The sequence below is a fragment of the Mesorhizobium australafricanum genome, from assembly GCF_033977265.1.
In the GTDB taxonomy this organism is placed as follows: Bacteria; Pseudomonadota; Alphaproteobacteria; order Rhizobiales; family Rhizobiaceae; genus Mesorhizobium; species Mesorhizobium australafricanum.
The window spans coordinates 233,349-252,720 of sequence record NZ_JAVIIT010000003.1 but is presented as its reverse complement, the minus strand read 5'-3'; the positions used below and the strand labels follow the sequence as shown (position 1 = coordinate 252,720).

The 19,372-nt window shown below is 63.8% G+C and carries 22 protein-coding genes; 15 read left to right on the top strand and 7 right to left on the bottom strand.

The features are described from left to right. Nucleotides 1-79: 79 nt before the first annotated feature. A complete protein-coding gene (locus RFM98_RS08070; RefSeq protein WP_320308370.1) occupies nt 80-745 on the top strand; it encodes an ArsR/SmtB family transcription factor in 666 nt (221 codons plus the stop codon). Between the two features lie 367 nt (nt 746-1,112). On the opposite strand, the gene RFM98_RS08065 is transcribed toward RFM98_RS08070, so the two are convergent. The 3 genes from RFM98_RS08065 to RFM98_RS08055 form a co-directional block, all read right to left on the bottom strand. Next, the gene (locus tag RFM98_RS08065) at nt 1,113-1,844 is read right to left on the bottom strand and encodes an alpha/beta fold hydrolase (RefSeq protein ID WP_320308369.1); all 732 of its coding nucleotides are present in this window, start codon (nt 1,842-1,844) and stop codon (nt 1,113-1,115) included. Beyond that, on the bottom strand, nt 1,786-2,274 hold the full coding sequence (locus RFM98_RS08060; RefSeq protein ID WP_320308368.1) for an epoxide hydrolase family protein: 489 nt from the start codon (nt 2,272-2,274) through the stop codon (nt 1,786-1,788). Before RFM98_RS08060 ends, RFM98_RS08065 begins: the two co-directional genes overlap by 59 nt. 372 nt (nt 2,275-2,646) lie before the next feature. Further along, complete coding sequence (locus RFM98_RS08055; protein ID WP_320308367.1) at nt 2,647-3,591, bottom strand: LysR family transcriptional regulator; 945 nt, start codon at nt 3,589-3,591, stop codon at nt 2,647-2,649. Nucleotides 3,592-4,027: 436 nt separating this feature from the next. Between RFM98_RS08055 and RFM98_RS08050 the strand changes: the two genes are divergently transcribed. From RFM98_RS08050 to RFM98_RS08035, 4 genes are read left to right on the top strand one after another with little or no spacing between them, the layout of a single operon-like run. Then, nucleotides 4,028-4,171 (top strand): hypothetical protein, encoded by a 144-nt coding sequence (locus RFM98_RS08050; RefSeq protein WP_320308366.1) that lies wholly within the window; start codon nt 4,028-4,030, stop codon nt 4,169-4,171. Nucleotides 4,172-4,230: 59 nt separating this feature from the next. Beyond that, nucleotides 4,231-5,019, top strand: coding sequence for an NAD(P)H-dependent oxidoreductase (locus RFM98_RS08045; protein ID WP_320308365.1), 789 nt, complete (start codon nt 4,231-4,233; stop codon nt 5,017-5,019). A 12-nt stretch (nt 5,020-5,031) separates the two neighbouring features. Beyond that, nucleotides 5,032-6,300: an MFS transporter gene (locus tag RFM98_RS08040; RefSeq protein WP_320308364.1), complete on the top strand. Its 1,269-nt coding sequence runs from the start codon at nt 5,032-5,034 to the stop codon at nt 6,298-6,300. Further along, nucleotides 6,254-6,766: an alcohol dehydrogenase catalytic domain-containing protein gene (locus RFM98_RS08035; RefSeq protein WP_320308363.1), complete on the top strand. Its 513-nt coding sequence runs from the start codon at nt 6,254-6,256 to the stop codon at nt 6,764-6,766. The genes RFM98_RS08040 and RFM98_RS08035 overlap by 47 nt, the downstream gene beginning before the upstream one ends. 32 nt (nt 6,767-6,798) lie before the next feature. Here RFM98_RS08035 and efp read toward each other — a convergent pair whose 3' ends face one another. Continuing rightward, on the bottom strand, nt 6,799-7,368 hold the full coding sequence (gene efp / locus RFM98_RS08030) for an elongation factor P (protein ID WP_320212274.1): 570 nt from the start codon (nt 7,366-7,368) through the stop codon (nt 6,799-6,801). 129 nt (nt 7,369-7,497) lie between these two features. Between efp and epmA the strand changes: the two genes are divergently transcribed. From epmA to lpxK, 7 genes are all read left to right on the top strand, one after another. Beyond that, the gene (epmA, locus tag RFM98_RS08025; RefSeq protein ID WP_320308362.1) at nt 7,498-8,541 is read left to right on the top strand and encodes an EF-P lysine aminoacylase EpmA; all 1,044 of its coding nucleotides are present in this window, start codon (nt 7,498-7,500) and stop codon (nt 8,539-8,541) included. 229 nt (nt 8,542-8,770) lie between these two features. Further along, a complete protein-coding gene (locus RFM98_RS08020) occupies nt 8,771-10,114 on the top strand; it encodes a TldD/PmbA family protein (protein ID WP_320308361.1) in 1,344 nt (447 codons plus the stop codon). Next, nucleotides 10,101-10,910, top strand: a complete 810-nt coding sequence (locus tag RFM98_RS08015) for a 3'(2'),5'-bisphosphate nucleotidase CysQ (RefSeq protein WP_320308360.1) — start codon at nt 10,101-10,103, stop codon at nt 10,908-10,910. The genes RFM98_RS08020 and RFM98_RS08015 overlap by 14 nt, the downstream gene beginning before the upstream one ends. Nucleotides 10,911-10,983: 73 nt before the next feature. Next, nucleotides 10,984-11,229, top strand: coding sequence for a DUF4170 domain-containing protein (locus tag RFM98_RS08010; protein WP_320212100.1), 246 nt, complete (start codon nt 10,984-10,986; stop codon nt 11,227-11,229). A gap of 5 nt (nt 11,230-11,234) precedes the next feature. After that, nucleotides 11,235-12,014, top strand: a complete 780-nt coding sequence (locus tag RFM98_RS08005; protein WP_320308359.1) for a lysophospholipid acyltransferase family protein — start codon at nt 11,235-11,237, stop codon at nt 12,012-12,014. Further along, nucleotides 12,011-13,327, top strand: a complete 1,317-nt coding sequence (gene waaA, locus RFM98_RS08000; RefSeq protein ID WP_320308358.1) for a lipid IV(A) 3-deoxy-D-manno-octulosonic acid transferase — start codon at nt 12,011-12,013, stop codon at nt 13,325-13,327. Before RFM98_RS08005 ends, waaA begins: the two co-directional genes overlap by 4 nt. 187 nt (nt 13,328-13,514) lie before the next feature. Further along, on the top strand, nt 13,515-14,543 hold the full coding sequence (gene lpxK, locus RFM98_RS07995) for a tetraacyldisaccharide 4'-kinase (RefSeq protein WP_320308580.1): 1,029 nt from the start codon (nt 13,515-13,517) through the stop codon (nt 14,541-14,543). A 184-nt stretch (nt 14,544-14,727) separates the two neighbouring features. On the opposite strand, the gene RFM98_RS07990 is transcribed toward lpxK, so the two are convergent. Both RFM98_RS07990 and RFM98_RS07985 read right to left on the bottom strand, forming a co-directional pair. Next, nucleotides 14,728-15,570, bottom strand: a complete 843-nt coding sequence (locus RFM98_RS07990) for a glycosyltransferase family 92 protein (RefSeq protein ID WP_320308357.1) — start codon at nt 15,568-15,570, stop codon at nt 14,728-14,730. A gap of 53 nt (nt 15,571-15,623) precedes the next feature. Next, nucleotides 15,624-15,857, bottom strand: coding sequence for a DUF2093 domain-containing protein (locus RFM98_RS07985; RefSeq protein WP_040986608.1), 234 nt, complete (start codon nt 15,855-15,857; stop codon nt 15,624-15,626). A gap of 114 nt (nt 15,858-15,971) precedes the next feature. Between RFM98_RS07985 and RFM98_RS07980 the strand changes: the two genes are divergently transcribed. Further along, nucleotides 15,972-16,574 carry a hypothetical protein gene (locus RFM98_RS07980; protein WP_320308356.1) on the top strand — a complete coding sequence of 201 codons (603 nt, stop codon included), beginning with the start codon at nt 15,972-15,974 and terminating at the stop codon, nt 16,572-16,574. Between the two features lie 10 nt (nt 16,575-16,584). On the opposite strand, the gene RFM98_RS07975 is transcribed toward RFM98_RS07980, so the two are convergent. Further along, entirely contained in the window at nt 16,585-17,511 is a 927-nt protein-coding gene (locus tag RFM98_RS07975; RefSeq protein ID WP_320308355.1) for a LysR substrate-binding domain-containing protein, read from the bottom strand. A 90-nt stretch (nt 17,512-17,601) separates the two neighbouring features. On the opposite strand from RFM98_RS07975, the gene RFM98_RS07970 reads away from it, so the two are divergent. Continuing rightward, nucleotides 17,602-18,495 carry a DMT family transporter gene (locus RFM98_RS07970; protein ID WP_320308354.1) on the top strand — a complete coding sequence of 298 codons (894 nt, stop codon included), beginning with the start codon at nt 17,602-17,604 and terminating at the stop codon, nt 18,493-18,495. A 118-nt stretch (nt 18,496-18,613) separates the two neighbouring features. Further along, the gene (locus RFM98_RS07965; RefSeq protein WP_320308353.1) at nt 18,614-19,372 is read left to right on the top strand and encodes a hypothetical protein; all 759 of its coding nucleotides are present in this window, start codon (nt 18,614-18,616) and stop codon (nt 19,370-19,372) included.

Below are 19,372 nucleotides of genomic sequence, written 5' to 3'. Positions count from 1 at the left end.
GGCAGCCGCCCGGCTTGACAGCAAGTCGAAATCGTCATTCAATTATTCTATTGAATGACGATGCGTCGCAGAAAGGCCGATGTCAATCCGCAATCCGAAACAGGCGCTCTACGAACAGTTCGCGATCGTCGCCAAGGCGCTCGGCCACCCGCTGCGCCTGGAGATGATCGAGCATCTGGCGCAAGGCGCGCGCAGCGTCGAAGCGTTGGCGGCCAAGCTCGGCCAACCGATAGCCAACATCTCCCAGCACCTGCAGGCGCTTCGCCGTGCCGGTATCGTCTCGGCGGAGCGCGACGGCAAGTTCGTGCATTATTCGCTTGCGGATGAGAGCGTGCTTTCCGCCTTCGCCTCGGTGCGCGCGGTTGCCGAGCGGCGCCTTGCCGAAGTCGACCGCATCGTGCGCGGCTATTTCGACGCACGCGACGACATGCGGCCCGTCGGGCGCGAGGAACTCCAGGCGCTGATGGGCGATGGGCTGGTGACGCTGATCGACGTCCGTCCGGCGGACGAATTCGCGCTCGGCCATGTGCCCGGCGCGATCAATGTCCCCTTGGGCCAAATCAAGGCCTGGTCCAGGGGAGCCGCATCCGACAGGGAAGTCATCGCCTACTGCCGCGGTCCGTGGTGCGTCATGTCCTTCGAGGCTGTCGCGGCGTTGCGCTCGAAGGGGCTCGCTGCGCGCCGCCTCGAGGACGGCATGCCGGAGTGGAAAGCTGCCGGCCTTCCGGTGGAAATGGCCGGCTGATATCGTGGCTAATTAGATGGCGCGGAATGTTCGCGAGCCGAAAGGCCGCTAAGGGGCCGACAGCAGACCGGCTGCTTCGAGGCAAGGATTTCGATAAGCCGACTTTCAGGCCTCGCGAGCATCGACCTGATCTGACCCCGTGCAGACGCAGGCTAGTTGTGTGAAAGCGCCGACTGAAAGTCCTTGGTGTCTGCGCATAGTTGGGGTTGACCGCTCCCGGGCGCATGTTCGCCTGTGGTAGCCGGGACATTGGCGCCCTGCTGCAATTTGCGATATCCGGCGGATGATTGATGCTGATGCTGTGCTAAATAAAACGGGCGTCATGAGCGCGGCAAAAAAAGGTCCGTTAAGCGCCAATTGAAGACGTTCAGGTAGTCAATCCATGGTCCCGAAAGCAGCCAAAGCGCGCTCCCGAAACCGTCGCGATAAAGGCTCGCAGGTCGGCCAGCATCAGTTCCGGCTCTTCCAGCGCGGCGAAATGCCCGCCCCGCGGCATGTCGGTCCAATGCACGATGTTGTAGGTTTTCTCCGCGAACGAGCGCGGCGGCGGCAAGAACACCGGATCAGGAAAGGCCGCAACGCCGGTCGGCACCTGGATGCGGGTGCCGGCCGGAAGCATCAGCGACCCCTCAATCCGACTGCCGTAGTAGATCCAGGTTGCAGTCACGAACGATGCCGGCGCGATGTAGAGCATGATGTTGGTGAGGAGTTCCTCCTCGGAAAACTTGCTCCATATGTCCGGGGCGCCATCGGCGGTTGTCGGAAGATCGGCCCACTTGCCGAACTTTTCGAGTATCCAGCCCGCCGCTCCGACCGGGCTGTCGGCCATCGCGACGCCAAGCGTCTGCGGACGGGTTTCCTGCTCGTGAAAGTAGGCCCTCTCCCAATCGGCAATCGCGGCCCGCTTGGCGGCGAAGGACTTCTCCTCGTCGGTCGTCGGAGCGGCATCCTCCGCACGCACGGTCATCATGTTAATATGGATGCCGAGCAGAGCGTCCGGTCGATCATGCGCTGCCCAGGCCGCGATGCCGTGGCCCCAATCACCCCCTTGAACGAAATACCGCGCGTCGCCGAAGAGTTGGATCATCAGCCCATGCACGAGCGCAGCAGCCCGCCGCGGGCCGATCGGGCGCGTGATCGGGTTGGAGAACGCGAAGCCAGGAAGCGAGGGGACGACAACATCGTGCCCGTCCGCTGACCAACAGCCGCTCGAACTCGAGATACGAGCCCGGCCAGCCGTGGAGAAGCAGGACGGGCGGCTTGGAGCCGTCGCCTTTCACATGAACGAAGTGGAGGTGCTCGCCTTCCACGTCGGCCGTGAAGTTGGGCAGCGCGTTGAGGCGGCGTTCGACCGCACGCCAGTCGTAGCTGTCCCGCCAATAACCGGCGAGTCGCTTGAGGTCATCAACCCCGACCCCCGCCGACCAGCCTCCCGCATCCGGCAGCTGGCTCCAGTCATAAGCCTCGACCTTGGCTCTGATCGTGGCGAGCCGTTCGTCAGGGATGTTTATTGTGTAGGGTGAAATCATGATTTTCTCCACTTAAGCTGGGATGCGGTTCGAGGAAGAGGGTGTCCACGACCGGACCACCAACCATCCGACAAAACGCTGGCTGCGTGAACGGCTGACCGATCACCAGCGTTGGCCATAACCGCGGTATCGAGCTGGTCCTTTCGTATCGCTGCCACATCCCTCGGCCGGACTCTCGCCTATGGGCGTCAGTTCCACCGCCGTTCGCTGTATCAAGCCTTCGTGTCGATGGCGCTATCACCGGCAGATCAAGCAGGCTTGCGCCAATCGCCATATTTAGAGAGTGACATCAATGGAACAGATACCAAGGCATGGTCGCCAATGGATTTCCGACGGTAGGCGAAGTCCAAGTGCGACATGAATAACGGCATCTCAAGCCGACCGCGTCGGCAGGGCTGCCCCAGACCCGCCTTTATCATGGTCCCCAACCAGACTTCCGATCAGGTTTCGGACCCAGCGGTGGCCCGCATGCCTATGACATCTCTCGTGCCAAATCAGGCTGACATTGAATTGCTCACCTAGCCAGGGCAGATCAACCATCATGAGTTTTTCTGATTGCCTAAGAAATAGGCGCCTTGGCACGAGTGCAACCAAATCACTATCTAAGACGATCTCCGGCAGGAGCAAAAAGGAGGCCGCTGACACGACGACGTTGCGTCGGTAACCAAGTGTAGCCAAAGCACTGTCCACTGGCGTTTCGAAGTCGCCGCCCCGCGGTGACACCACGACGTGTTCCAATTCGACATATTCGTCTATTGTCATACCCGATTTCAGCCGAGGATGACCGTGCCTTCCTATGAGGACATAACTTTCGTCGAATAAGTGACACGTCCGCAGGTGCGGGGCCGACCGCTCGGGAGTAGCGATAATAAGATCGACTTCTTTATTCCCCAATTGCTGCTCCACCAGCTCGGGCACCAGATGCCGTACGGCCACCCGTACTCCCGGCGCCGTCTGCCGGAGAGCCAAGACGAACGGCATCACCACTGCTGCCTGGATATAGTCAGAACAGCCGATCGATACGGTCAGCTCTGCCTTGCCGGGATCAAAGTCCTGATGAGAATGTAGCGCGTTGCGCACGTGATCCAGCGCGTCTCTCAGTTGCGGTGCAAGTTCGATTGCCTTGGCGGTCGGGATCATGCCTCGACGAGTCGGGAGCAGAAGCGGGTCGTCAAACAAATCCCGAAGTCGTGCCAGTTGCGCGCTTACAGCCGGCTGACTGAGGTGCAGTTGATCTGCCGCTTTCGTTACGTTTTGTTCGGCAAGCAGCACTTCGAGCGTCGCCAAGAGATTGAGGTCGATGCGACTGTCATTCACTGCATCTATTCCTGGCCGCCGTTTAATCAATTCTATATATGATGATCGTGGCGCTGCCCGTCAACGGCTTGGCCGCCTAATGGGAAGCTGTCTGTGTTGGCGTCGGACCGCTGGCGCGAAGCGATCGCTGCTGTTCTCACGATTGGTAGCAAGCCGCCAAACTGCAGCGTGCGGAGCCGTGCCGCGCCGACGGGCCAATCGAACGCCACCGTGCAAGTGCTGCCAACGTGGCGATCAACAGCTAGGTATCCGCTATTTGGATATCACGGGTTAAGATAATCGATTTCACAAATCTCAATCAGATGCTCATGTTGAGGCTAGCCGGGCTTCCAATCCCGAGCCGGAGGCATCGAGTGATCTTAGTCATCATCCCATACCCGACTAGCTTAGCGCGCGCTTTGGCGCGAACTGCTGCAACAAAACAAGCATTCTGCTGGTGATCGAGGAGCCTCAACGCGCCATCAACAGCGTAAGTATCGAAATCGATGTCGGCATCATCGAGCCGAGCGCGCCCGCGCGGGCACGCAAATTCCTCGAAAACGTCTGTGTCACCAACGCGCAAGCCCTGGCGCGCAATTGATACCGATCGGGAACATCAATCAAGCGGACACAGCTCTCAACAACTACGGAGACCATCTCGTGAGAAGAAACATTCTCATCGTTTACGCGCACCCTGAGCCCACTTCGCTGACACGGCAGCTGGTCGATGTGACCGCTGAGACGTTGTCGGCGGCGGGGCACACCGTGGTCCATTCGGACCTCTACGGCATGAAGTGGAAGGCGGTGTACGACGCCGATGACTTTCCGATGCGCAACAACCCTGAACGGCTGTCATTCATCATGGAGTCAGGCCATGCTTACGCAAGCGGGCATCAGACGCCCGATGTGATCGCCGAGCAGCAGAAGCTGCTCGAGGCCGATGCTGTGGTCCTGCAATTCCCGCTGTGGTGGTATGGCGTGCCCGCGATCCTGAAGGGCTGGATAGAGCGGGTCTATGCCTTCGGTTTTGCCTACGGCTATCAGAATGGCTCCAACGAGTTTCGCTTTGGCGACGGCATCCTCAAGGGAAAGCGAGCGCTGGTCAACGTGCAGGCAGGCGGCCCAGTGGCCGATTATGGCCCGCGGGGTATCAACGGGCCGATAGAGCAACTGTTGTTCCCGCTGACCCATGGCGCGCTGTTCTACCCCGGCATGGACGTGCTCCCGACACACGCGGTCTATGGCGCGGGTCACGTTTCCACGGCGGAGGAAGTGGAGGCGATCAAGGCAGCATGGCGTGTGCGTCTTGCCGGGCTATTCACCGACAAGCCGATTCCCTTCCGTTCGCAAAACGGCGGCGACTTCCCCGATCGCCACGCCATGGCCGAACACGCTGCACCGGGCCAAAGCGGCCTCGCCGCGCACTTTGCCGATCTGGTCGACGCATAAAGAGCAACACCGATGTCGCCTGCATTGATCGCGCTTGCCGTCGCGGCCTTCGCCATCGGCACGACGGAATTCGTCATGATCGGGCTTGTTCCGGATGTCGCGCGCGATCTTACGGTAACGATACCCCAAGCCGGTCTGCTTGTGACTGGCTATGCCCTGGCCGTGACAGTTGGTGCGCCGACGGTCACGGCCCTTACCGGTAGGCTTCCCCGCCGGGGCCTTGCGGTTGGGCTGATGGGCCTATTCACGCTCGGTAATCTGCTTAGCGGCGCCGCGCCGACTTATGAAGTGCTGCTGGCCGGGCGGATCGTGACCGGAGTGGCGCACGGCGTGTTCTTCGCAGTCGGCGCGCCTATTGCGATGAGCCTGGCGGATCGTGAGCGCGGCGCGCGGGCGGTGGCGACGATGTTCGCAGGGCTCACCCTTGCAATGGTCATCGGTGTCCCATTCGGCACAATCGTCGGACAGAGCCTTGGGTGGCGTGCACCGCTGCTGGCGGTGGCTGTGCTCGGATGCCTCGCGACAGCGCTATTGCGACTTTTGTTGCCGCGGGAAATCCCCCACGCTCCGCCCGTCGGTTTAGAGTCGCAGTTCGCCGTACTGGCGAAGCCCCGCCTCCTGGCGCTCTATTTCGTCGCCATGACCGGGTTCGGCGGATCATTCGTGGTTTTCACCTTTCTCGCGCCGCTGCTGACGGAGGTAACCCACGTGTCTCCGGCCGCAGTCAGCTTGGCGCTCATGGCATTCGGCGCAGCTGCGGTGGTCGGGAATTTTTTGGGGGGCCGGCTTAGCGACGCACTCGGCACGCGGCGCAGCCTCGTAGCAGCGCTGGTCGGTCTAGTCCTGGCGCTTGCGACGCTGCGCTTTTCGGCACCGCACGTCCTGACAATGTTCGCCAACCTGCTCCTCTGGTCTGCCTGCTGCTTCTGTCTTGGCCCCATCGTTCAGTCTGGCGTGGTCGCGGCCGCGGAAGAGGTCGCGCCCGACGCGGTCGCGACTGCTTCGGGCTTCAACATCGCCGCGTTCAACCTCGGCATTGCAACATTCTCCGCAATCGGCGGTCTGCTCGTGGCCGGCCCCGGCATCTTGACGACGCCCTGGGGAGGCGCAGCTGCTGGTTGCGCTGCGCTTGTCGCCAGTTTGTTTGTCCGCTCACGGCAGCCGGGCGCATGCCGATTTCCGGCGAAAGGTCCGGTCCTGCAGTCCGATCAACACTTACCGAAAGGACTGTCTTATGAAGACCTTTGTCGTGCGCACCCCTGGCGGTTTAGATCGTCTTGAAATCGTCGAGCGGGATGATCCGGGCGCGCCCGGACCCGGCGAAGTACGCGTGGCAATCCACGCGACCTCGATCAATTTCCATGACCTGCTCGTCGCTAACGGCGGTATCCCTACGGGAGATGGCCGTGTCCTCATGGCCGATGGCGCTGGCGTTGTCGAGGCAGTGGGCGCAGGCGTTGCCGAATTCGCCCCGGGCCAGGCCAACAGCTATCAGGATCGCTCAGCGGCAGAGCTCGCAAGATTTTGTGACCGCTCGTTCAGCCAAATCCGGACCTTCAGGATGACGCGAGGAAACAGCAACTCATGGCGCAACCTCGACCGTAGGCGCCGCACGGGTGACGTCTGCTTCTGGACGATGGCAACGACGCCTTCAATGACCGACATTGGGCGCAAAGCTGCCGTTCCTTCCGCGCGCGAAACTAACCGATACAGGTCAAAGGCCATCTTAACCGGTAAGGATTTATGAGATGAGCCGCGGGCATTGGGCTGCCGTAAACCTCAGTCCTTGGCGCGTTCCACATACGAGCCGTCGGCGGTCATCACCACCACGCGGGTGCCGGCGGAGATATGCGGCGGCACGGCGGTGCGCACGCCGTTGGAGAGCATCGCCGGCTTGTATGACGATGACGCCGTCTGGCCCTTGGTGACCGGCTCGGTGTCGACCACCTCGAACGTGGCGCGCTGCGGCAGCACCAGCGAGATCGGCACGCCGTTGAACTGAGCGAGCTGCACGGCCATGCCTTCCTGCAGATAGGGGGCCATGTCGCCGACCACGCCTTCGGAGGCCACGACCTGGTCGTAGCTTTCCGGGTTCATGAAGTGAAAACCTTCGCCGTCGGAATAGAGGAAAGTATGCTCGCGTTCCTCGACATAGGCGCGCTCGACCATTTCGGTCGTGCGGTAACGCTCCGACACCTTCACCCCGTCGCCGATGCGGCGCATGTCGAGCTGGGTCACCGGCGTGCCCTTGCCAGGGTGGATGTTTTCGGCAAAGAGGATGACATAGAGCTTGCCGTCCTTATCGACGACGTTGCCTTTGCGTAAGGAACTGGCGATGACCTTGACCACGGTATTCGATCCCATTCGAGTTTTTCGGCCTGCAAGCGTCGATTTCCGCGAAGCGGCGACGGCGGCCATCGCGTGCGCCCTAGCGCATCTTGCGCCGAACCGCCAGCCTTGCGCGCGATTTTCCTGCCCATGACCGCCGCTTCGCCCTGGTGGTTGCCGCATATCCATGCCGACCGCCGGCCACGGCTGATGGCGCGCAACGCCATCGCCGCCGCCCTGCGCGGCTGGTTCGCCGAACGCGATTTCGTCGAGGTGACGACCTCGGCGCTGCAGGTCTCGCCGGGCAACGAGGCGCATCTCGCCGCCTTCGCCACCGAGGCGATCGGGCCGGATGCATCGCGCCAGCCGCTCTATCTCCACACCTCCCCGGAATTCGCCTGCAAGAAGCTGCTCGCCGCCGGCGAGGAACGCATCTTCAGCCTCGGCGCGGTCTGGCGCAATCGCGAGCGCGGGCCGTTGCACCACCCCGAGTTCACCATGCTCGAATGGTATCGCGTCGGCGATACGGTTGAGCGCCTGATGACCGACTGCGCCGAATTCCTGGCGCTTGCCGCGGACAAGGCCGGCGCCAAAAGCTTCCGTTTCCGCGGCCGCGAGGCCGACCCCGTCGCCGGGCCGGAGCGGCTGAGCGTGGCGGAAGCTTTCCTGCGCCATGCCGGCATCGATCTTTTGAGAACCGTCGCCGTCGACGGCAGCACCGATCGCGACGGACTTCATGCGGCGTTGGTGCAAGCCGGCCTGCGCACCGCGCCCGACGACAGCTGGGCCGACCTGTTCAGCCGGGTGATGGTGGAGAAAATCGAACCGGCGCTGGGGCAGGGGCGTGCCACCATCCTTTACGGCTATCCGATTTCGGAGGCCGCACTTGCCCGGCCGAGCGCGCAGGACCCGCGCGTCGCAGAGCGCTTCGAGCTCTATTGCTGCGGCATCGAGCTCGCCAACGCCTTTGGCGAGCTCACCGATGCGGCCGAACAGCGCCGCCGCTTTACCGCCGAGATGGACGAGAAAGAGCGCGTCTATGGCGAGCGCTACCCGCTGGACGAGGATTTCCTCGCGGCTTTGGCCATCATGCCGCAGGCAAGCGGCTCGGCCCTCGGCTTCGACCGGCTGGTGATGCTGGCGACAGGAGCCGCCAGGATCGACGACGTGATCTGGGCGCCCGTGGCCGACTGACGCTCCCTCGTGCCGCTGCGGCAAAAGCGTCCGGCACGAACCGGGCGATTGCCTTGAGATTGCCGCATCCGCCATTGCACAAGCGTCAGTGGAACAATAGATGGTGCCGGTGGCATCCATGATGGTGCTTCGGCATCCATAGATGGTGCGCAGCATCCATGATGGTGCGGCAAGGGCCGACCCTGGCGCACCAGCTTAACGGACTGCTTGAACAAACAGGAACAACCGCATGACCGACAAGCTCGACGCAGCGAAATTGACCGATCGCGTCGCGGCGCTCGTCGAGGCCGCCAAGCGTGCCGGCGCAGATGCGGCCGATGCGGTGGCGGTGCGCGGCCGCTCTGCCGGCGTGTCGGTGCGGCTGGGCAAGGTCGAAGGCACCGAATCGTCGGAGAGCGAGGATGTGTCGCTGCGCGTCTTCGTCGGCCAGCGTGTGGCGAGCGTCTCGGCCACCGCCGCTTCCGACCCGAAATCGCTTGCCGAGCGCGCCGTGGCCATGGCCAAGGTCTCGCCCGAAGATCCGTTCCAGGGCCTCGCCGATCCCGCGCTGCTCGCCCGCAATTTGCGCGATCTCGACCTCTTCGACCCGACCGAGGTGTCGGCCGACCAGTTGAAGGAAGCCGCGCTTGCCGCCGAGGCGGCCGCATTGGCCGTCAAGGGTGTCACCAATTCCTCGGGCAGCAGCGCCGGCGCCGGCCTGGGCGGCTTGGTGCTTGCCACCTCGCACGGCTTCGTCGGCCAGTATGTCGCTTCGCGTTTCTCGCGCTCGACCAGCGTCATTGCCGGCGAGGGCACGGCGATGGAGCGCGACTACGAATTCTCCTCGCGCCAGCATTTCGCCGATCTCGACGCGCCTGAGGACATCGGCCGCAAGGCGGGCGAACGCGCGGTGCGCCGCCTCGGCGCCCGCAAGGCGGCCACCGGCCCGGTCGACGTGGTGTTCGATCCGCGCGTCGCGCGCGGCATAGCCGGCCATCTCGCCGGCGCCATCAACGGCGCGTCGGTCGCACGCAAGACCAGCTTCCTGCGCGACATGATGGGCAAGCAAGTGGCCTCGGCCGGGATCACCGTCACCGACGAGCCTTTGCGCCGGCGCGGCCAGGCCTCGCGCCCCTTCGACGGCGAGGGCGTCGAGGGCGAGAAGCTGCTGATGGTCGAGAAGGGCGTGTTGAACCACTGGTTCTTGTCGACCTCGGCCGCGCGCGAGCTCGGCCTCACCACCAATGGACGCGGCTCGCGCAGCGGCTCGTCGGTATCGCCGTCCTCGACCAACCTTGCCATCGAGCCCGGGGAGCGTTCGCCGGAAGATCTGATCGCGTCGTTGAAGCGCGGCTTCTATGTCACCGAGGTGTTCGGCCAGGGCGTCGACATGGTGACCGGCGAATACAGCCGCGGCGCTTCCGGCTACTGGATCGAGAACGGCGCGTTGGCCTATCCGGTGGCCGAGGTGACGATCGCCTCCAACCTGAAGACCATGTTTCTCAACATGGTGCCGGCGAACGACCTCGACCGCAATTTCGGCACGGCGGCGCCGACGCTCCTGATTGAGGGGATGACCCTTGCCGGCGCTTGACCGACTGACATCGAACGAGGCCCGTGACGACCTCGCTCTGCTGCGGGATGCCGCCCGCGAGGCCGGTGTCATCGCCATGGGCTATTTCGGCAACAACCCGCAGGTCTGGATGAAGGGCGGCACCTCGCCGGTGAGCGAGGCCGATCATGCGGCGGACGCCTATCTGCGCGAGACCTTGCTAAGGGCGCGCCCGGATTATGGCTGGCTGTCGGAGGAGACCGCCGACGATCATGCCAGGCTCTCGGCCCGCCGCACCTTCGTCGTCGACCCGATCGACGGCACGCGCGGCTTTCTCGATGGCCTGCATTCCTGGTGTGTCAGCGTTGCCGTGGTCGAGGACGGCCGCTCGCTCGCCGGCGTGCTCGAATGTCCGGCCAAACACGAGACCTATTGGGCGCTGCCGGACGAGGGCGCCTATCTCAACGACAAGCGCATCCATGTGCGTGCGCTTGGGCAGAACGTCGATATCGGCGGACCCAAGCCGCTTGTCGACTTGATGCCGGAGGCCTGGCAAGACAGGCTGCGGCGGACGGCCTACATTCCTTCACTTGCCTATCGGCTGGCGATGATTGCCGCCGGCAAGCTCGATGCGACCTTCGTCAAGCCGAGCGCGCATGACTGGGACATCGCCGCCGCCGATCTGATCCTCACCGAGGCTGGCGGCGCGTTGCTCGACCGTACCGGCAAGCCGCCGCGCTATGCCGGCGAGGTGATCAACCACGGCGCGCTCGCCGCCGGCAGCGGCGAACTGCTCGGCGTGCTTGCCGGCGTCATTGCCGGGCTTGACGAAGGGTGAGGCAGTCGGCGGTTCCAAAACCGGCCGCTTTGGTCTAGACCTGTCACAATTCTTGAATATGCGAAGGATCGGCATGGCCGTGGAAGACGGAAAGAAGCAGCTTTTGCACCTGGTGTTCGGCGGCGAGCTGAAAAAGCTGGGCGGAACCGAGTTCCGCGATCTCGACACGCTCGACATTGTCGGCATCTACCCCGACTATCAATCCGCGCTTGGCGCCTGGAAGTCCAAGGCGCAGGCCAGTGTCGACAATGCTCATATGCGCTATTTCGTTGTTCATCTGCACCGCTTGCTCGATCCAGAAGCGAAGGTCGGCGGTTGACGTCGATGGAGCATGAAGCGGTGAAAGGGGCGACAAGGCGGCGCGCCGCCAGACGCGGCGGAACGCGCACGCTGTGGCGGCGCATCCGCGAGCCGTTGGCGCAGTCGAGTTTCGTCAAGAACTTCATCGCCAGCCTGTTCGCCTGGTTCCTGCGGCTGATTCGCATCACCAGCCCGCTGGTCGAAGGCTCGACCCAGGTCGCCGGCGGCGCTTGTGCGCATCTCGAACCCGGTATCATCGCGCTCTGGCACGGCCAGCATCTTCTGACCCCGGCCTATTACCCCAAGGGCCGGCCCCTGGTCGCCATGGTTTCGCGCAGCGCCGACGCCGAGCTCCAGGCGCTGATGATCGAGAAATTCGGCATCGAGGCGGTGCGCGGCTCCGGCGGCCGCAACAGTTCGAGGCATCTCGACAAAGGCGGCGCCAAGGCATTGATCGCGCTCAAGAAATCGCTGATCACCGGCAAGAATGTAGCCATGATCGCCGACATTCCGAACGGCACGCCGCGCGACGCCGGGCTGGGCATCGTTCTTCTGGCAAGGCTTTCCGGCCGGCCGATCCTGCCCTCGGCCATTGCCACCAGCCGCCGCAAGGTGCTCGAGAAGAGCTGGGACAAGACCACCATCAACCTGCCTTTCGGCCGCTCCGCGGTCATCGTCGGCCCGCCGGTCTTCGTGCCGGCCGATGCCGACGACGCCGAGATGGAGCGCAAGCGCCAGGAGGTCACCGCCTCCCTCAACGCCGCGACGGCCGAGGCCTATCGCCTCGTGGATGGCGGCAAATGAGCGAGCGCTGGGCGCGCACGGCCTTGACGGCCTACCGTTATGCGGGGGCAGTCGCCTATCCGCTGATCGGACCCTATGTCGCCTGGCGCGCCTCGCGCGGCAAGGAGGATCGCGCCCGCCGCCGCGAGCGCTATGGCGTCGCCGGTCGTCCCCGGCCGGAGGGGCCGGTGATCTGGATCCATGCCGCAAGCGTCGGCGAGACGATCGCGGTGGTGCCGCTGGTCGAGAGCATCCTCGACTATGGCGTCAACATCGTCTTGACCACCGGCACCGTGACCTCGGCCAAGGTCGCCGACGAGCGCCTCGGCAACCGCATCATCCACCAATATGTGCCGCTCGATCTCAAGCCGGCGGTAAGCCGCTTCCTCGATCACTGGCGGCCGGAACTGGCGATCATCGCCGAATCGGAAATCTGGCCGATGACCATCCTGGAACTCGGCGCCCGCAACGTGCCGCAGGTTCTGGTCAACGGCCGGCTGTCGGACCGCTCCTTCACCTCGTGGAAGAAGCGCGCCGGCGTTGCCGAGGCGCTGTTCGAGAACCTCGCCCATGTCATCGCCCAGTCGGATGTCGACGGCGAACGGTTTCGCGCGCTCGGCGCCCGTCCGGTCACCGTCTCCGGCAACCTCAAGGTCGACACCAACCCGCCGCCGGTCGACGAGCGGGCTTTAGCCACCCTGCAGCGCCAGATCGGCGATCGCCCGACCTGGGCGGCGATTTCGACCCATGACGGCGAGGAGGTCGTCGCCGCGGAGGTCCATGCCAGCCTGCACAGGCGCCATCATGGGCTTTTGACCATCATCGTGCCGCGCCACCCCGATCGCGCCGATGCGCTTGCCGCGCAGATTTCCGGCATGGGGCTGAGGGTGGCAAGGCGCAGCAAGGGTGACCGCATCTCGCCCGACACCGATATCCTGCTCGGCGACACGATCGGCGAAATGGGCCTTTACCTGAGGTTGACCGAGATCGCATTCGTCGGCCGCTCGCTGACCTCGGAAGGCGGCCAGAATCCGCTCGAGCCGGCGATGCTCGAAACCGCCGTGCTTGCCGGCCGCAACGTGCAGAATTTCCGCGAGGCCTATCAGCGCCTGCTCAACAGCGGCGGCGCCAAGCTGGTGCGCGACCGCGACATGCTGACCGGCGCCGTCAATTTCCTTTTGACCAACGAGGCTGCGCGCCACGAAATGATGGCGGCGGGTGCGGCCACCGTCGACGAGATGCGCGGCGCGCTTGCCCGAACGCTGAAATCGCTGGAACCCTATATCCAGCCGCTGGTCGTCAAGGCGCGCCTGAAAGGCGCCAACGGGCGCTAGAGCCGGATGATTTCAGGTCTGTTCGACCTTAAATCTGAATCCGGCTCCAAATCGAGGAGATAGAGCATGATGTCGACCGAAAACCGCTTCACACTTTTCGGCATCATGCTCTAGGCATGACGCCAAAAATCGGAACCGGTTTTTGGAAAAGTTCATGCGCAAAGACAAGCCGCGCGGGACAGCCGCGATGACCAGCGAAGCGCCGCCCTTCTGGTGGGAAAAGCCCGACTGGCGCGTGCTCGCTTTGTCGCCGGCCTCTGCGGCCTACGGGCTCGTCGCCGGCCGCCGCATGCGCCACGCCCCGCGCGAGAAGGTCGCGGCACCTGTGCTGTGCGTCGGCAACCTTACCGTTGGCGGCAGCGGCAAGACGCCGGTCGCCATTGCCTTGGCCAAACAGGCCAGGCGCATGCAGCTAACCCCCGGCTTCCTGTCGCGCGGCCATGGCGGCTCGTTCGCCAAGCCGCATGTCGTCGATGCGCATCACGACGCCGCCAAGCATGTCGGCGACGAGCCGCTGCTTCTGGCCGAACATGCGCCCGTCGCGGTGACGGCGAACCGCGCCGCCGGCGCGAAGCTGCTCATCGAGGAACATGGCTGCGACTTCCTGATCATGGACGACGGTTTCCAGTCGGCGCGCATCCATATCGACTATGCGCTGGTCGTGGTCGACGCGCGCTTCGGCATCGGCAACGGCCGCGTCATTCCGGGCGGACCGCTCCGCGCCAAGGTCGTCGACCAATTGGTCTTCACCAGCGGCTTGCTGAAGATGGGCGAGGGGGCCGCCGCCGACGGCGTCGTGCGCCAGGCGGCGCGCGCCGGCCGGCCGATCTTCCTGGCGCATGTCGCGCCGGCGGACCCGTCGCGCTTCGCCGGCGGCCGCTTCCTTGCCTTCGCCGGCATCGGTCATCCGGAGAAATTCTTCGATACGGTCCGCGCGGCGGGCGGCGAAGTCGCGCTTTCGCGCGCCTTTCCGGATCATCATTTCTACGCCCAGGACGAACTTGCCGACCTCCTGGTGCTCGCCCGGCAGGAGGTGCTGCGCCTCGTCACCACGGCGAAGGACGCCGCGCGACTGCGCCACGGCGAGACGCCCGCCGGTTTCCTCGATCAATTGGACGTGCTCGATATCGAGGCCGTGTTCGAGCTCGACCACGTGCCCGAACGCATCATCGACGAGACGCTCGACGCCTGGCGCCAGCGCAAGATGCGCGGCTGAGTTTCGAGGCGCCGGGTCGCCCCGCTGCCTGCCGTCAATTGCCGTTGATAAGCCGGCAGAAGGAGCGAGCCGTCTCGCCAAGCCCATCTTCGAGGGCGACACGAGGGGACCAGTCCGGCGTCGATCGCGCCAGATCTATGACGGACGAAGAACCATTGGCGGGAGGGGAAGAGGTGGCTAACGGCTATCCTGCGTGCCGCATTGCCTTCAGGATCACGTCGTCGCGCTCGACATTGAGCTTGCTTTCGAAGTCGAAATGCCAATCCCTGTCGCGCAGCGCCGAAGTCGAGGCGTCGCCGCGCCGGATTTTCTGGTCGAGGTCGGCGAGCGATCGCGACCAATAGTGATTGATCCTCAAAATATCGAGTTTGGGAGCCATTCCGGGCACGATGGTCCGTCGGTGGGTGTCCACCCCTTCACCGGACAGGAATTTCGACTGATGGACACCCGGCTTGTAGACCATGCGGGGGTTGAGGATTGTCTTGACCGTCGTGATGTCCGGCCCGGCTCGCATCATAAAGGCCTCGACCACCGGACTTTCCGGTCGCTCGACATGGCCGGAGGAGCCATAGAACGCTTGCCAGACGCAAACGCCCGGAAGGTCGCGATAGTCCCTGAGAACCGAGGGCACGTCACGTCCGTCGGGGGCGAAAAGAAACTCGTCGATGTCGAAGAATCCGATCCACAACGCTTCACGCCAGCGCCTGCGGATGCAGTCCCTGTAAGCCGACAGCTGCCCTACCGGCCGCGGCCAATCGACCAGCGTAACCAGCCCTTCCTGGATGAACGGGTCCAATACGGCTTTGAAGTCGTCGGTCGAGAAGTTGTTGTAGAGATAGAAATGCTCAAACCCCACACTCTGGTGGAACCTGATCCATTCGGCGAGGAACGGCGCTTCTTCGCGGAAGATGGCGCAGGCCGTCAGGTTGAACCGTGGGGCTTTCGATACAGCCCGATCGCGTAATCTCGCACGCATGACAAGCGGCATGCGAACGAGGGTCTTGAGGGATTTCGTGAAGTTTTTCATGCAGCCCCTAAGCGATCGAGTCTGACTGTCACGGCGCCTTGGGCACGCTTGACCTATCCCCGTTTGCGCAATTCCGGGTGCATCTCGATTTCGCGGGCAAGCGAGACCGCCGCGTTCACATAGGGCTCCTGCCTGGCGACGCTCCAATATTTGAGCTCGTCGAGCGGAATGTTCTCGCCCGTCACCGCACAGCGCACGAACGAGCCGGGACTGGTGACCTGGAAGTCGCCGTCGAGGTAACGGATCCGGGCTTCCCTGCCGCCCGGGCCTTCGAAACGGTTCATCATGAAAGGACGCTTGAGTTCATCGGGTTTCAATCGCCACAAATCGCAAGCAACGTCAAGCTTGACGCAATGCTCGTGCAGTATGGCTGAGCGACAGAATGGTTTCTGGAAACCGACATGGACATCACCTCGACCCGCTTGAACACGCTGATCGGTGAAGCGCTCACTCCGCAGACGGTGCCGTCGCCCAAGGCCCATCCGGCGACCGCCGCGCTGGTCAAGGCGCTCGTCCAGCCGCCGGCGCCGTCGACCGCGCAGGCGGCGCAAATCGCGGCGCAGGCGCTGCAAAGCGCGCTGCCGCGCCCGGCCGCTCAATCGTCGCAACGGCTATCGTCTTCCGAGATCGAGAACGCCTACCGGGCCGTCATGGAGCCCGATACCGCCACGGACGAGGCGCCGGCGCGACCCTCGACGGGCAGGGCGGCGATCGATATCGATAGTGCTCAGCGCGGCTTCGTCCCGCCGCAGGCAGCGGTCACCGACAGCACGTCCATGCCGGCGGTTGCGCCGGCGCCGTCAACATTTTCGCCGGCCGTCGCTTCCGCCGCGCTGCTGGTCGCGGCCAATGCCAACGCGCCGCAGCCTCGCGGTGCCGCAGTCCGTCCGGCTGGCCATGCACCGCGATCCGATTCCGTCCCGGTATCGCTCTGGACGATATCGGTCGTCACGGCCGTCGTCTCGGCTGTGACCGCCACCATCATGGTTCTGCTGCTTCGTTAATCCCGCCCGCTCAGACGTCATCCTGCAGGAAAGCTTCGAGCTTTTCCGGAGCAAGCCCCGCCTGTTCGGCAATGCGCCTGGCAAGGTCCGCGGCCGCCGCGCGCGGACGGCCGACCGGGCGATCCATCCAATAGGACACCGGATTGAGCGCGGCGCGCTCGTCGACGGTGACGATGCGTCCCGATCTCAGCTGGTCCTTGGTGAGCGGCGGCCGCGCCAGCGCGATGCCGAGGCCATGCGCCGCCGCGTCGAGCACCAGATTATAGTCCTCGAAACGCCGGTCCTGCGGGCGCGGGCGGTAGTCCATGTCCTGCGCCGCGAACCAGGCGCGCCAGGCGGAAGCGTCGGAATCGTTGATCAGCGGGAATTTCAGCAGCCGGGCAGGGTCGCCTCGTCCGATCTCCTTCGCCAGCTCCGGCGAGGCGATCGGGAAAATATGCTCCTCGAAAAGCTGCACCGAGACACGGCCCGGAATGCGCCCGCGCCCGCAGCGCACCGAAAGGTCGATGCCTTCGTCGGCGAGATCGGCCTGGCGGTTGTCGACATCGAGCACTATGCGCAGCCGCGTCGGTTCGTTTTCCAACGCGGCCATGCGCGGCATCAGCCACAGCCCGCTCACCGAAGGGATCGAGGCCAGCCGCACGACGGCGGTGCCGCGCGGCTCGACCCAGCGGTCGGAATTGACCGAGATCAGCGCGAAGGCCTCGGCGGTCCTCAAATGCAGGCGGTTGCCCTCGATCGTCAGCGTGACGCCGCGCGCATTGCGCTCGAATACTTTCAAGCCAAGCCAGTCCTCCAGCTTGGCGATCTGGCGGCTCACCGCGCCATGGGTGAGGTTGAGTTTTTCGGCCGCGGCCGTGAAGCTTCCCGTGCGTGCCGCCGCGTCGAAGGCGCGCAAGGTTTCCAGGGGCAGTATCTGTTCCGAGCTGTGATCCATGCTCACAGCTGACCCTCGAATTGCTCGTTTGTCAATTGGCCGGCGATGGCGTTTTCTGCGTCCATGACACAGAAAGACGAGGCTACGGCAATGAGCGCTTACACCGGCACGTTGAATGAGACACAGCGCATGGACAGCACCGCCGCGATCGCGGTGACGCTGACGGTCATCGGCTGGGCCTCGGCTTTCCCGGCGATTCGCGCCGGCCTCGCCGCCTTCCAGCCGCTGGAACTGGGCGCGCTGCGCTTTGCCATCGCGGCCGTCCCGGCTGCCGTCTTCCTTGCAGTGAAGCGCCCGGCGCTGCCCAGGATCGACGAGCTGTGGCGCTTCGGCTTCGGCGGCGCGATCTTCGTCGCGCTCTACACCGCCATGCTCAATTTCGGCGAGCTCACCGTCTCGGCGGGCGCGGCCGGCTTCATCATCAATGTCAGCCCGATCTTCACCGCCATCATGGCGATGGCGCTGCTTGGCGAACGCTTCTCGGGGCTCGCCTGGTTCGGCACGGTCATCTCCTTCACCGGCATCGGCATCATTGCGGTGGCCGACGGCCACGGCCTGCATTTCAATGCCGGCGCGCTGCTGGTGCTGGGCTCGGCGCTCTGCTCCGCCGTCAACACCATCGTCCAGAAGCCGCTCTTTGCCCGCCACCATCCGCTGACGATCGCCGCCTCCAACATGGTGCTCGGCGCGCTCTGCCTGTCGCCGTTCCTGCCGGAAGCGTTTTCGCAGGCGGCGGTCGCCAATACCGCAGGCCTCGGCGCCGTCATCTATCTCGGCGTCGTGCCCTCGTTGATCGCTTATGCCGCCTGGGCGACCGCGCTCTCCCGCCTGCCTGCCGCGCGCGCCTCGAACTTCCTTTATCTCGTCTCGCCGACCTCCGCTTTGATCGGCTTCTTCTGGCTGGGCGAAGTGCCGAGCCTGCTCGGCATCCTCGGCGGCGCGCTGGCGCTGGGTGGCGTCGTCGTGGTGAATTTGAAGCGGTAAATCAAGAGCTTGCCGCATTTCCAGACTCGAATTGACAAGTCGAGTTGGCAGCCGACGGCCCCTGTGACGCAAGCGCAAGGCAAGCTATCCTGATCCGCCTTGATGGAGGGGGATCGGGATGGGAAGAGAGTTCATAGCGGCGGTTTTCTGCTTGCTGCTGCTCTGCGAAGAAGCCGTCGCGGGCTGGTATCAGGTCGAAAACTACGAAGGCTCCATCGGACCGAACCTGGTCCATCTTTCCCTGCAGCGCTATGCCAGCTTCGGCAGCGGCATCACCGTCGAGGGAAGCTATTTGTACGACGCAAGGCAAAGCCCCATCGCGATCTACGGCAAGGCTGACGGCTCAAGGGTCTCGCTGTGCGAGATCGCGGACGACAAGGAATTTCGACGCGTTCTGGTCATGGGGTCGAAGACTCCCGTCAATACTGCCGGATGTCCTTTCTCTCTCGAGATCAGTGAAAGCGGCGCAACGGGAAGCTGGAGCAAAGGCGCGGACAAATTTCCCGTTACCCTCAAGAAGGTCGCAAGCCTCGACGATACCGGCGGCTTGAAGATCGACGGGACCTTCGAAATTCCCTTTTGGGCTGAGACGACCCGCGACAGATTTGCGGGGATTTACACGAAGTCCGACGCCGGCATCTGCATGACAAAGATGCTGGTGATCGACAAGAAGAAAAAGCAGGTCGTTCAGGAGATCGCGTTCGACGATGAGGACTGCAACGCCGGCATGTCGACGACACCCATCTATATGAACGTGCAAGAATGGGTGGAGGGAGGCAAGGACATCATTTCCGTAGATTTTGGAGGTGGCAAATTCGCGGGCGCGAACGACTATCTCCTCAACCCGAAGACAAGAAAATACCATCTAAAGAAATGA